Annotated in this window: 15 protein-coding genes and 1 pseudogene; 8 read left to right on the top strand and 8 right to left on the bottom strand. The window is 42.9% G+C overall.

From position 1 onward, the window contains the following. Window positions 1–45: 45 nt before the first annotated feature. A complete protein-coding gene (locus APHWEB_RS06645; RefSeq protein WP_020848788.1) occupies window positions 46–183 on the top strand; it encodes a hypothetical protein in 138 nt (45 codons plus the stop codon). Window positions 184–610: 427 nt separating this feature from the next. Here the strand turns inward: APHWEB_RS06645 and APHWEB_RS01230 are convergent, their stop codons facing one another. Beyond that, a complete protein-coding gene (locus APHWEB_RS01230; RefSeq protein ID WP_011450345.1) occupies window positions 611–1,585 on the bottom strand; it encodes an NAD(P)H-dependent glycerol-3-phosphate dehydrogenase in 975 nt (324 codons plus the stop codon). A 352-nt stretch (window positions 1,586–1,937) separates the two neighbouring features. Between APHWEB_RS01230 and APHWEB_RS01225 the strand changes: the two genes are divergently transcribed. Then, window positions 1,938–2,885 (top strand): tyrosine-type recombinase/integrase, encoded by a 948-nt coding sequence (locus tag APHWEB_RS01225; RefSeq protein ID WP_021798996.1) that lies wholly within the window; start codon window positions 1,938–1,940, stop codon window positions 2,883–2,885. Here the strand turns inward: APHWEB_RS01225 and APHWEB_RS06640 are convergent. Beyond that, window positions 2,849–3,079 (bottom strand): hypothetical protein, encoded by a 231-nt coding sequence (locus tag APHWEB_RS06640; RefSeq protein ID WP_162183388.1) that lies wholly within the window; start codon window positions 3,077–3,079, stop codon window positions 2,849–2,851. The genes APHWEB_RS01225 and APHWEB_RS06640 overlap by 37 nt on opposite strands. 272 nt (window positions 3,080–3,351) lie before the next feature. Here APHWEB_RS06640 and APHWEB_RS01220 point away from each other — a divergent pair, with 272 nt between their 5' ends. Beyond that, the gene (locus tag APHWEB_RS01220; protein WP_011450347.1) at window positions 3,352–3,651 is read left to right on the top strand and encodes a hypothetical protein; all 300 of its coding nucleotides are present in this window, start codon (window positions 3,352–3,354) and stop codon (window positions 3,649–3,651) included. Window positions 3,652–3,813: 162 nt separating this feature from the next. Here APHWEB_RS01220 and purM (APHWEB_RS01215) read toward each other — a convergent pair whose 3' ends face one another. Continuing rightward, complete coding sequence (gene purM / locus APHWEB_RS01215) at window positions 3,814–4,848, bottom strand: phosphoribosylformylglycinamidine cyclo-ligase (RefSeq protein ID WP_011450348.1); 1,035 nt, start codon at window positions 4,846–4,848, stop codon at window positions 3,814–3,816. A gap of 121 nt (window positions 4,849–4,969) precedes the next feature. On the opposite strand from purM (APHWEB_RS01215), the gene APHWEB_RS01210 reads away from it, so the two are divergent. Further along, window positions 4,970–5,590 (top strand): histidine phosphotransferase family protein, encoded by a 621-nt coding sequence (locus tag APHWEB_RS01210; RefSeq protein ID WP_011450349.1) that lies wholly within the window; start codon window positions 4,970–4,972, stop codon window positions 5,588–5,590. 244 nt (window positions 5,591–5,834) lie between these two features. Here APHWEB_RS01210 and APHWEB_RS06635 read toward each other — a convergent pair whose 3' ends face one another. Beyond that, window positions 5,835–6,032 (bottom strand): hypothetical protein, encoded by a 198-nt coding sequence (locus APHWEB_RS06635; protein ID WP_133121427.1) that lies wholly within the window; start codon window positions 6,030–6,032, stop codon window positions 5,835–5,837. Window positions 6,033–6,155: 123 nt separating this feature from the next. On the opposite strand from APHWEB_RS06635, the gene APHWEB_RS01205 reads away from it, so the two are divergent. Continuing rightward, the gene (locus tag APHWEB_RS01205; protein WP_370882749.1) at window positions 6,156–6,527 is read left to right on the top strand and encodes an AIR synthase related protein; all 372 of its coding nucleotides are present in this window, start codon (window positions 6,156–6,158) and stop codon (window positions 6,525–6,527) included. Here APHWEB_RS01205 and APHWEB_RS01200 read toward each other — a convergent pair. Together APHWEB_RS01200 and rsfS are read right to left on the bottom strand one after the other, a co-directional pair. Continuing rightward, window positions 6,517–7,404, bottom strand: a complete 888-nt coding sequence (locus APHWEB_RS01200) for a diguanylate cyclase domain-containing protein (protein ID WP_011450351.1) — start codon at window positions 7,402–7,404, stop codon at window positions 6,517–6,519. The genes APHWEB_RS01205 and APHWEB_RS01200 overlap by 11 nt on opposite strands. Window positions 7,405–7,596: 192 nt before the next feature. Further along, window positions 7,597–7,980: a ribosome silencing factor gene (rsfS, locus tag APHWEB_RS01195; protein ID WP_011450352.1), complete on the bottom strand. Its 384-nt coding sequence runs from the start codon at window positions 7,978–7,980 to the stop codon at window positions 7,597–7,599. 189 nt (window positions 7,981–8,169) lie between these two features. Here rsfS and APHWEB_RS01190 point away from each other — a divergent pair, with 189 nt between their 5' ends. After that, on the top strand, window positions 8,170–9,444 hold the full coding sequence (locus APHWEB_RS01190) for a M48 family metalloprotease (RefSeq protein ID WP_011450353.1): 1,275 nt from the start codon (window positions 8,170–8,172) through the stop codon (window positions 9,442–9,444). 122 nt (window positions 9,445–9,566) lie between these two features. Then, window positions 9,567–10,091, top strand: coding sequence for a hypothetical protein (locus APHWEB_RS01185; protein ID WP_155370088.1), 525 nt, complete (start codon window positions 9,567–9,569; stop codon window positions 10,089–10,091). A 162-nt stretch (window positions 10,092–10,253) separates the two neighbouring features. Here the strand turns inward: APHWEB_RS01185 and purM (APHWEB_RS01180) are convergent, their stop codons facing one another. Continuing rightward, complete coding sequence (gene purM / locus APHWEB_RS01180; RefSeq protein WP_011450348.1) at window positions 10,254–11,288, bottom strand: phosphoribosylformylglycinamidine cyclo-ligase; 1,035 nt, start codon at window positions 11,286–11,288, stop codon at window positions 10,254–10,256. A gap of 94 nt (window positions 11,289–11,382) precedes the next feature. Here purM (APHWEB_RS01180) and APHWEB_RS01175 point away from each other — a divergent pair, with 94 nt between their 5' ends. Next, complete coding sequence (locus APHWEB_RS01175) at window positions 11,383–11,691, top strand: hypothetical protein (RefSeq protein ID WP_045890436.1); 309 nt, start codon at window positions 11,383–11,385, stop codon at window positions 11,689–11,691. 1 nt (window position 11,692) lies between these two features. Here APHWEB_RS01175 and APHWEB_RS06630 read toward each other — a convergent pair. Continuing rightward, a pseudogene (locus APHWEB_RS06630) lies at window positions 11,693–12,076 on the bottom strand (phosphoribosylformylglycinamidine synthase); the annotation flags it as partial. Between the last annotated feature and the right edge of the window lie 6 nt (window positions 12,077–12,082).

Below are 12,082 nucleotides of genomic sequence, written 5' to 3'. Positions count from 1 at the left end.
GCAGAGAGGAGTAGATATTGGAACTCTGCATACTTAAATAGTTATGTGGTGCAGTCTAAGGCGTTTTTATCGAGTGTGCTGCGTGCTCTTTATCCGTTGAGGTGTGGTTCCGGTGTTAAGGCCACATATTTCCTAGGGGTTTTAGCAGGGTTATCTTTTGTTTTTGGGAATTGTTTCCTTTAAAAGCTGTGAAAAATCGACTCTATGCATGAATTTCCTGTTAAACATAGATTGGGAAAATATGCATAACTATGTTGTTTTTTCATAGGCAAACAAAACAATAGTGAGTTAGGGGCGGCGTAACTTTGAGCGCATAGAGCAAATACTGTTATATGCATATACTGTAGAGCTTATCTTCAGCCAGTGAACATAGTATCGAGAAGTACTACATCTGGCTCTCTTTCATATGTAAGTTTCATTGCTGACAACCCATCAGCTGCGACTCTTGTCACGTAGTTATCATCCCTCAATATATCTTGGATCATATTTGTGCGTTTGTGTGAGTCAGGTCTTATATTACAGCCTATGGCATGAGCTTTAAGGCACATCAGTATTCGTGCTAGCATCCATTAAAAAGCTTTTTAGAGCATATGAAGTTCAGGTTCTGAAATTATGCGAACAGTAATTGGTTAATTACTTGATCAGTATCCAACTCACCTCTTAGAAGTTTTGCTATTGCAGAGCATACTGGAAGATGAATACCTAGTGTATTACTCAAGCGATCTATAGATTGCGCGCTTTCTGCGCCTTCGACCAGGCTATCATTACGTGAGGCAATATCCTGTCCTTTTCCGATGGCAAGACCAAAGGACATGTTGCGGGAACTTGCAGATGTGCAGGTGAGAACTAAATCTCCCAAACACGCAAGACCTATTATGGTAGATAGGTCGACACTCTCAGATTTCGCCGTGCTTACAGCCTGTATTTCGGCAATGCCCCGCACTACTACCATGGCGCTAGCGTTGTACCCTAGCCCTTTTCCTATGACTATGCCACATGCGATGGCAATAATATTTTTTAGTACTGAACCAATCTGCACTCCTACATAGTCGGTACTAGGAGCTATGGACATGACAGCACTGCTTAGTTTTTCAGCGAGCGATGCTGCAAGAGATTCATCCCGTCCTGCAAGCACCATTGCGCAGGGGAGCCCACGAACCATCTCTTTCGCAAGTGCAGGACCTGACAAAACAAACACTGGATTATCAGGTAAAAGTTCCTCTATCACTTCTCCAGCAAATTTCAAAGACTTATTCTCAATGCCCTTACTACACACGAGCACCGGCACAGAAGCATCCAGTGCAGCAGTATTTCTCACGTCATTACACAAGTTGCGTAACTCCTGTGTTGGAACACACAGCAACAGCACAGAAGCACACTTCAGCGCACTCTCAACATCGGGTATAAGCTCTATTTCTTTTGGCACAAGACAGCCTGGTAAATATAGGCTGTTCATGCCAGTATTGCGCAACTCTTCCAGTACACGTTTATTCCTGCTCCAAAGAGCAACGCTACAGCATGAATTATAAAGCGCAACAGACAAGGCTGTCCCAAACGCGCCCGCTCCTAAAACTGTGACCCGCACCTAGCCTGCCAAAAAATACACGTCAGCATGGTATAGCGTAGGCTATGGTTTATCAATAGAAAAAACTTTCTAGTACCATCTTGCTAAAAGTACAAATGTTTTTGGTAGTAATAATTCATTAAGCTTTGTACAAACCTGATAGAATGTTATGCATGGCACCAATTTGGCTTTATGTGTATGCAGAATATCTGCGATAGTACAGAGTTCTGCGTAGCGTGAAGATTCTGTTCTGCACACTCAGTTCCATGAACAGCGTATGTATAATTGAAATATTGTGAAGTCAAAACTGACTAACCAATACAAAAGCCTATGACACAGTGAGTATATAGCATAGCATCCTTTGCAGAATGGGGTGAGGATTGTTGTGGCTGTGACAAACTTATATGACGTTGTTGATGCTTGGGTTAAGTGTTTAGAAGAGGAAAAAAGGTACTCCAAGCATACGGTAGCAGCATATTTAAGGGATATACGGGATTTTCTCCAGGTTGTGTATGGTCTAAGACAGGAGAAGAGCGTTGTGCTGATTACAGAGATGGAAAACCTTCCCATGACGGAGTTTAGACGGTGGATTACTATACGCTGCAACCAGGGAAAGCAGTCAGTATCTAATTTGCGTGCTATTTCGGCTATACGGAATTTTTTCCGCTATTTGCAAAGGAACCACGGTATTAAAAACGACGTTGTATTCCATATTGTAAACCCCATAGTACGCAAGGGCTTACCAAAGGTTTTGGAAAAGTCACATGTACTCAAGATGGTTAGTGAAAATATCCATTGGACATCGCGAAGGGACGCCGCAATTGTTGCCTTACTGTACGGTTGTGGCTTAAGAATAAGTGAAGCTGTGGGATTGCGATTTGGTGATCTAGAAGCTGATGCAGTACGTGTATTGGGTAAGGGGAAGAAGGAGAGAATAATTCCTATCTTGCCCTGGGTGCAAAAGTTATTAGACGGGTATGTAGAGAGTTGCCCATTTCATGGTACGGGGTGCGGAAATAAGGCATCATATGTATTTTTAGGGGTGCGTGGTAAAGTGCTTGATAGAACATACTTTGCACATAGAATGCAGGCATTACGTAGAAATATGGGTTTGCCTGAGAGTACAACACCCCATGCACTGCGACATAGCTTTGCTACTCACTTGTTTTTAGAAGGCGCAGACATCAGAGTGATTCAAGAGCTACTTGGTCATGAAAACCTATCGACTACGCAGATATACACGCACTTAGATCATAAGAGTATAATAGACAATTACATGGGATTTCATCCGCAAACTGTAAAAAAGAACAGTTCCGCATAACTGCTATCAACCATTCGATAGTTTTGACTAAGACCAGCCACTGTGGTTTTTTCTTCAGGAGTGAGTTCCTTGACTAGGTCTTTAGCTACAGCTATAGCGTTGCCGTTTTGTATAGGTTTTTGTGTGCTACCGGTAGATATAGGCCAGTTTTGGCTCCCATATCCAAGCGTTGTTTCCGTACAAAAGTCCTTCAAAACCTGCTGAATGATGGACTACCGCTTCCATGTTTTCGTATTTTCCCGCAGGCCAATTCTTATTATATAGATCTAATTCTTCACAAAATTGCTAAGACGCACTAGTAAGGCCGCTTCCTTTCCATGCAAATGCAGAAGGCAAACGCTGCGTAGAGCAATGCGTATATGAGAGGAACAACTGTCTAAGGGGCTGCGATAAACGCAAGCAAGAATGCCAGCTACAAGAATCAAGGGAGGGAGTAGTTAAAGACATAGTTGGCATAGTAAAAGACATGACGAAAATAGGTAGTGGGAGTAGGATAGAGAGAAGGGAGTCAGAGTGTTTCCATAAGCGGGAAACGTGTTATACAGGATGTGCAGGAGATGGATTCTGTGAGTCAAGGTGTGAGATAGAATATGGCTGCAATAGTAGTAGCACGTCAGTAGGGTTTGATTTCAAAATAGGGGATGATACGAGTAGAAGAAATATTTGTAGTTCAAGTAGATGTGACTACCTATGCAAAAGTGACCACGCTACGTGTTTTGTAGGTTGTGGTGGCAAAATATATAAAGAAACAGCCGATCCAAAGTAGCGACCAAATAGCTATGGGGCTGTAGCACCAATGCTCGAAAACCTTGCCGTTTATAGTTCGAAGCAGCAATATCAATACTGCATACCATATGCTACAGCCTCGTATCACTTTTAGAGTATATAACCCCTGGAAGGTATAGCAGCGTCAAGAGCTGCAAGCATGTTATCTTAAAACTACAGGTTTTTCGCCTCTAGGGATTACTGCCCCTATGACGTATGCTGTTTCCCCTAGTTCCGCCAACATTGCCATTAACTCTGCAGAAGTTTCTCTTGCGGTGACTAATACAAGACCAATACCACAGTTAAAGGTTTCTAGCATATCTTCCTTAGGAATATTTCCGGCACCTTCTAACCAGGTAAATATGTTCTGCTTTGGCCAGGAGTCTTGACGTATTTCAGCAGCGAGATGAGTTGGTAATATTCGAGGAACATTGTGTACTAGCCCACCTCCTGTGATATGTGCTATGGCTTTTAAGAGATGACAGGTAGGTAGCACCGAGTTTACGTATATTCTAGTGGGTTCTAGAAGAACATCTGCCCAGGTAAGCTCTTTCTCGCTAAAGGGGCACGGGCTAGAATAATCTATATCTAGGTCCTTGAGGATTTTCCGTACTAGAGAAAACCCATTTGAATGCAGTCCCGAAGAAGGTAGACCAAGTATTACGTCCCCAGCTTGTATGAGATCTAGTTTTGGCAAGATGTCTTCTCTTTCAACTATACCTACGGTAAATCCTGCGAGGTCGTAATGTCCTCTGGAGTACATACCGGGCATTTCAGCGGTTTCACCGCCTACAAGTGAAGCCCCAGCAAGTTTGCATCCATGAGATATCCCGCGTAACACTTCCAGTGCGACAGAAGGATCAAGAGCTCCGGTAGCAAAGTAATCGAGGAAGAACAAGGGCTTTGCACCTTGAGCAAGCACGTCATTTACACACATTGCTACTAGGTCTACGCCAATGTGTTGGTGTTGTACTGTAGCCTGCGCTATCAACAACTTAGTGCCTACACCGTCTGTAGAGGATACAAGTAAAGGAGAGCGATATTTGTGTCCGGTAGCGTATAAGTCGAACACTGCGCCGAAACCTCCAATTTCGGATACTACGTTATCACTTTTAGTTTCTTGCGAGAGTTGTTTTATTTCGCCTACTAGCTTGTCAGCAGAGGCAATATCTACTCCCGAGTCTAAGTATTTACTCATAGAATCAGCCACACCTGGTGGAGAGAGAGTAACACTAGATGCGTGAAACTTGTACAAAAATATTTATTGATTAACTATACCCATACTATAAAATTCTGGCTACTTTCGTACTAGGGTAATTATGACCGGAGAGCTGGCTAGCATGGAGGCTTTTGCAGCGAAGCTGCTGCATGATGTTGCGGGTTCTGTGGGTTCGGTAGTGAGCTATATTGAATGCTTTTTAGATGATCCAGAATCCGATGATATACGAGTTTGTCTAGAGGAAGCGGCTGTTGAGATGATATCGAGATTTAGGCTGATTAGGCAGGCTTATAGTGCTTCTGAGGATAACTCCTGTTTTGATACTACTAGGGAACATATTGAAAAATATTTGAAGAAAAGGGGTGTTCCTTCTTTCTCCCTATGTATTGAGGGGCAGTTTTATGACGCAAAGCTTGTGGAGCAAGTGAACAGGTTGTTAGTTCAAGCAGCGCTGTTTTCTGCTATGGCTATGGTAAGGGGAAAGGGGATGTTTGTCTCTATCTCTAAGACAGAGAGTATGGTTGCGATACGGCTAGTGCTTGATGCTGAAGAGATATCTGTTCATAAAGATGTGGAGAGTGTACTAGGAAACGCGAATGCTTGCGCTCTCACAACACACAACGTACAGGCGTACTTTATGACCTTACTCTGTAAGGAGTACGGCGCTACGTTGCGTTATGACCCAGAAAATGCGCTGGTAGAGGTGGTTTTAGCTCTGTAATGCTGGTTATACAGCCGGGCGCTATTCTTATCATAAGATGTGCGTATTTTACGGATAATTTCTGGGGACGGGTTGAGTTGTTTTCTGGTATTCTTGGGTAAATATTGCCTCTATGGATAAGCTGGTAGGCGAAATAAAACAACCACTAAGAAGATCATAACGAGCATTTATCATTCAAGGGGTAGAAGAACCGCCCTAATCTCAACAACCTCACCACCGTCAGTAGTTTTAGTCAGTATTCCAGTCACTGGTGATTGCTCTTTATATTATAAGAAGACATGGGGTAGGATCTGTGTTTTGTGGTTCTATGCCGTGGGATGGTTTTTTCTTCAGGGTGGGAGAATGCCTTGACTAGGTCTGTAGCTATGGTGTTGGCAGTAGCACTTGTCTTACCAGATATCTTGTTCCAGCACATACTGCTTAGACTCCTTTTACGCACCATATGTCTTAGTACTGTCCATACCGTTTCTGCCAATTCTACAAGTTTGCTGTCTGGATGCAGCTTTGTTTATTCCATTCTCGCAAGAAACTAAAAGTGATAACGTAATATCCGAAATTGGAGGCTTTGGAGCAGTGTTCGACTTATACGCTGCTGGACACAACTCCTTTACTTCTATCCTCCATAGACGGCGTAGGCACTAAGTTGTTGATAGCACAGGCTACAGGACAACATCAACACATCGGCGTAGATCTAGTAGCCATGTGTGTAAATGACGTACTTGCTCAAGGTACAAAGCCCTTGTTCTTCCTTGATTACTTTGCTACTGGAGCTCTTGACCCTTCTGTCGCGTTAGAAGTGTTACGCGGGATATCTCATGGGTGCAAACCTGCCGGGGCTTCACTTGTAGGCGGTGAAACCGCTGAAATGCCCGGTATGTACTCCAGAGGACATTACGACCTTGCAGGGTTTACTGAGACTTTTTTCTCTAGTTTGTAGAAGCTGCTACGGACTTTCCTTGCCTATGAGCTAGCAGCAGTGCTTGCTGTAAATTTGCTAGGAGTGAGTTATACTCAGCACCGCATATGTTAGCATATCCAAACGATATGGTTGCATCGGGAGAATACTGAGCCAACCTCTCTGATACACGTGCATGTATTCTTGAGACTGCGACGTGAGCATCGGCCTTACTACAGCCTAATAGCACAAACATGAACTGGTTATTACCTAAATATCCCACTATGTCGGTGTATCTCATATTCGCACTGAGTGCACCTACTATAACACTATGCATTTTTTTTTGAGCATCGCCTGCGTTATTAACTGTGGGATCAAGCGCTACTAGGGAAATCACCGCTTCAATTGAGCTTTCGCGTACAAAACCTAAAATAACGTCTATCTCGGTTTTTGTAGATGCGGGATCTAAGATTTCCAGATCTTTGTCCATAGTGTATCGTGTGCCGGCAGGTAGTCTTTCACTCCGGAATGCTGCAAGTTTTTGTGATATACTTGTATCGCGAACTAGCAGCTCATAGTTTAGAAGATCTTTTTCAGAAGTTACGCGAAATATCTTGGGTTTTACGGGGACAGCCTGGAGTTTACAGTTGAGTAAAGCGAAATTGCTGATTTTTGATATTACATCAGCCAGGTCAGTTCCACTGTTTGTATATTCTACGTAGCTGCTTATTATATGTTTTGTGTTCAAATCAAGTATGGAATCTAAAGGCGCACCTATTAGCAAGGTACCACTGTCAAACCCAAGAAGCTGCAGTGCTTGGTCATTTATTGCTGATATAATTACTTTGCGCAGCACATTGTTCTGCTGTAATGAGATAACAGCATCGTTTGCTCTTCGGGCTATGACATTGTCGTTCATCAGTTTTCCCCAGTTAAAGTAGCGCTCCTTACCTTAGGAGAACGCTTGGCAGCGTATCAGGATATTATTATGAACTAGTTAACCAATCCCGTTGGGATCTATGAGCATGTACGGATACGTCTTCGTATAGCATCTACAATTGCGGGAATACTGCTTGCAGCACGACGAACAAATTGGTGAGCAAAGAGAAATCTATAGTGTGTCATCCAAGACATCATTAGGTTTTTTCCCCTGCACGAGGTTAGCATTAGCAAGATTCTTACTCCAGAGATCTTCTAGCTTGTAATATTCACGTACTTCTTCACGAAATATGTGTACTATGACATTGTTTAGAGTAATGACTACCCAATTACCTTCATCCAACCCTTCTATATGTTTCTTGCTATAATGTGCGACTTTTTTCTTCACATGTTCTGCTAAAGCCTTTACGTGACTTGTGGAGTTTCCAGAAGAAATAATGATGTACTCAGTTAGCTGACATCTATCACGAACATCAAGTGCAGCAATATCGCGAGCACTGTGCTCATCCAACACTGCAACTACCAAATCCTTCAGATTTTCTGTAGATGTAAACACAACGTCCTCTAATGTACTGTATCTCTGTTCATGTTACCTGGCATTTTCACATAATAAAAGAGTTAACAGTGCTACCTAGAATTTGTAGGTCTTTGACTGCACAGTACTCAAGTTGTGAACAGACTGTTTATTATAGAGTATTTCAGTGTTTTTAACTATCATAGTTTTGCAGAACCAAGGAGTACTAGTATGAAGGTGTCTGTCGTTTTGTTGTGTTTGATGCTCATAATTCCTTCTGTTAGGTGTTCTGGCGGCATAGTATTCAGGGATAGTGAAATTGAAAACGTAATCAAAAAAATCAGCAAGCCTCTGTTTGCTGCGGCTCACGTGAATGTAGATGAGGTAAAGGTCTTTGTTGTTGATGATAACAGGGTTAACGCGTTTGTTACCCCCGATAACTACGTCTTTATTCACAAAGGGTTGCTCAAATTCTCGAGGGATCCAGAAGTAGTTGTGGGAGTAATAGCGCATGAAATTGGTCACATGGCGCAGTACCACCTCATAAAACAAGAGCGTGAACTACGTAATGAAATGATAGCAGAGGGTTTGGGTTATATTCTGGGTATGGTTACGTCTTTGGTACTTGATCCTAAAATTGGCCATGCTATCATCGCAGGTAGTAGTACTGTCAGTCAGAGAAGTTTTTTAGCTTACAGTAGAACTCAGGAGGAGATTGCTGACCAATGTGCATTGGAATATCTCGATGCTGCCGGCTATAGCCATGAAGGCCTGTTGCATGTATTGCGCTTTTTCGGCCAACATGAGGCGCAGCATGTGTACTTAGATGAATACATGTCTACACACCCTTTAAGTGAACAGCGGTTAAGAAAGCTATATGGGTACAAAAAGAAGCGGGAGGTTATAGGGTTTTCGGAAGAAGATAAGGCGAGTTTTGCGCGTATTGTTGAAAAAGTAGAAGCATTTTTAATGCCTATAGACACTCTTAAAAATCGAGAACTGTCACCCTATATGCAATCTATAATTGACTATAGGGAAGCTAATGTAAAGGAGGCTATTCAGCGTTTGAATGTTCTGATAGATGCTGCGCCTACGGATCCGTATTTGAGGGAAATTAGAGCGCAGATTTTATATAAACTTGGGGACGTAGAAGCGTGTATTACTGACTACAAAGCAGCTTTGAGTCAGATTCCTGATGACATGTTGCTTAAGGTAGAGTTGGCCCAGGCCTTGGTTCTTAAAGATCCAGCACATGCATTGCCTTACCTCGAACAAGTTATGCGTGTGGAGAGGGATAATCCCTATGTGTGGAAACAGCTTTCGTTGGTCTATGGCAGAATGGGCAAAGTGCCTATGTCTTACTTTGCGTTGGCGAATATGTATTTCCTTGAAGGAGATGAGAAAAGGTTTCTTGAGTACGTGAAATTATCGAAAAAATACTTCGATAATAATAGCTTCCAGTTACGTATAATACAAGACCTTGAAGATGCTTACAGGGCAAGCTAAACGCGGCCCTGAAGCATATGTCTAAACATTATTTACCACAAAGAGTACATCATGAAGCAAACGGTTTAATATGGAAACTTATGTGGAAGAAGGTCTTTTCTAGATTAACAAGGAGCTTACTTGTGGTCTCCATGAGCGTTATGCAGACGTCATGTTTAAGCATATTCGGTCCCCAAGAGGTAATCGTATATGAGCCCCCTGAGGGAGCAGAAGGCAAACGCTGCGTAGAGCAATGCGTATATGAGAGGAACAACTGTCTAAGGGGCTGCGATAAACGCAAGCAAGAATGCCAGCTACAAGAATCAAGGGAGGGAGTAGTTAAAGACATAGTTGGCATAGTAAAAGACATGACGAAAATAGGTAGTGGGAGTAGGATAGAGAGAAGGGAGTCAGAGTGTTTCCATAAGCGGGAAACGTGTTATACAGGATGTGCAGGAGATGGATTCTGTGAGTCAAGGTGTGAGATAGAATATGGCTGCAATAGTAGTAGCACGTCAGTAGGGTTTGATTTCAAAATAGGGGATGATACGAGTAGAAGAAATATTTGTAGTTCAAGTAGATGTGACTACCTATGCAAAAGTGACCACGCTACGTGTTTTGTAGGTTGTGGTGGCAAAATATATAAAGAAACAGCCGATCCAAAGTAGCGACCAAATAGCTATGGGGCTGTAGCACCAATGCTCGAAAACCTTGCCGTTTATAGTTCGAAGCAGCAATATCAATACTGCATACCATATGCTACAGCCTCGTATCACTTTTAGAGTATATAACCCCTGGAAGGTATAGCAGCGTCAAGAGCTGCAAGCATGTTATCTTAAAACTACAGGTTTTTCGCCTCTAGGGATTACTGCCCCTATGACGTATGCTGTTTCCCCTAGTTCCGCCAACATTGCCATTAACTCTGCAGAAGTTTCTCTTGCGGTGACTAATACAAGACCAATACCACAGTTAAAGGTTTCTAGCATATCTTCCTTAGGAATATTTCCGGCACCTTCTAACCAGGTAAATATGTTCTGCTTTGGCCAGGAGTCTTGACGTATTTCAGCAGCGAGATGAGTTGGTAATATTCGAGGAACATTGTGTACTAGCCCACCTCCTGTGATATGTGCTATGGCTTTTAAGAGATGACAGGTAGGTAGCACCGAGTTTACGTATATTCTAGTGGGTTCTAGAAGAACATCTGCCCAGGTAAGCTCTTTCTCGCTAAAGGGGCACGGGCTAGAATAATCTATATCTAGGTCCTTGAGGATTTTCCGTACTAGAGAAAACCCATTTGAATGCAGTCCCGAAGAAGGTAGACCAAGTATTACGTCCCCAGCTTGTATGAGATCTAGTTTTGGCAAGATGTCTTCTCTTTCAACTATACCTACGGTAAATCCTGCGAGGTCGTAATGTCCTCTGGAGTACATACCGGGCATTTCAGCGGTTTCACCGCCTACAAGTGAAGCCCCAGCAAGTTTGCATCCATGAGATATCCCGCGTAACACTTCCAGTGCGACAGAAGGATCAAGAGCTCCGGTAGCAAAGTAATCGAGGAAGAACAAGGGCTTTGCACCTTGAGCAAGCACGTCATTTACACACATTGCTACTAGGTCTACGCCAATGTGTTGGTGTTGTACTGTAGCCTGCGCTATCAACAACTTAGTGCCTACACCGTCTGTAGAGGATACAAGTAAAGGAGAGCGATATTTGTGTCCGGTAGCGTATAAGTCGAACACTGCGCCGAAACCTCCAATTTCGGATACTACGTTATCACTTTTAGTTTCTTGCGAGAGTTGTTTTATTTCGCCTACTAGCTTGTCAGCAGAGGCAATATCTACTCCCGAGTCTAAGTATTTACTCATAGAATCAGCCACACCTGGTGGAGAGAGAGTAACACTAGATGCGTGAAACTTGTACAAAAATATTTTAAGTATCCCCTCATTCTCCCTATGCGTTGTGAGGGACAGTCGCGGAGGCAAGAATTGGTGTATAGCGGTCCAAATCTTTAGAGCAGGATACGCTGTAGTCGGTGTTTTACCATTACCAACAGATGTGTTGCTATCTGCGACAATATGGGAATATCGGAGCTTTTATAGCGACGTAGACCAGAGTTGCATGCAATCCAAGCGCAATTTATTTGATGTGAATATTGGCGTTGTGTTAGCAGGGCGTACTGCTGTTCCCAGCTTATGTGGATGTGGCATAGGAGAAGCGAGAGAAAAATGTATTATTAAAGAAGCTAAGCTGCTATGGTATGGACGTTAGGGAATGTAGATACACATATCGGTGAGTTTATATCTGTGGTAGCACGCTTTATATAATGCTTATATAAGCCTTCGGCAATTTCATCTATAGAGGGTGAAAATATGTTGTGTTTGCAGTGCTCTGACCAGGTTTGAGCAAGAGTCTCCAATTCAATGTCATTGGGTGATCGGTTATGCTTCTCAAAATAAGCTCTTATAGCTTTTAAGGCGTCTAAAGAGAGGTTTAACGGCCCCCTGTTTTGTATTCCATCTTTACTAATTCGCATTAATTCACTGTCACTGACATGCAAATCAACACTACAAACGCTGTGAGAGTATGGTGCTGAGCACCCGATATCAATAGCTCTGAGGTATGGTATAGGGTAGGGGGTGCTCAGATTAGCCAGCGCTTA

The sequence above is a fragment of the Anaplasma phagocytophilum str. Webster genome (genome assembly GCF_000964685.1).
Taxonomy (GTDB): Bacteria; Pseudomonadota; Alphaproteobacteria; order Rickettsiales; family Anaplasmataceae; genus Anaplasma; species Anaplasma phagocytophilum.
This window is presented reverse-complemented; position numbering and strand designations above follow the sequence as displayed.

Coding starts and splice junctions, on each gene's coding strand:
- APHWEB_RS01220 (WP_011450347.1), top strand. CDS start 3,352: ATGACGAAAATAGGTAGTGGGAGTAGGATAGAGAGAAGGGAGTCAGAG.
- purM (WP_011450348.1), bottom strand. CDS start 4,848: ATGAGTAAATACTTAGACTCGGGAGTAGATATTGCCTCTGCTGACAAG.
- APHWEB_RS01210 (WP_011450349.1), top strand. CDS start 4,970: ATGACCGGAGAGCTGGCTAGCATGGAGGCTTTTGCAGCGAAGCTGCTG.
- APHWEB_RS06635 (WP_133121427.1), bottom strand. CDS start 6,032: ATGGTGCGTAAAAGGAGTCTAAGCAGTATGTGCTGGAACAAGATATCT.
- APHWEB_RS01200 (WP_011450351.1), bottom strand. CDS start 7,404: ATGAACGACAATGTCATAGCCCGAAGAGCAAACGATGCTGTTATCTCA.
- APHWEB_RS01190 (WP_011450353.1), top strand. CDS start 8,170: ATGAAGGTGTCTGTCGTTTTGTTGTGTTTGATGCTCATAATTCCTTCT.
- purM (WP_011450348.1), bottom strand. CDS start 11,288: ATGAGTAAATACTTAGACTCGGGAGTAGATATTGCCTCTGCTGACAAG.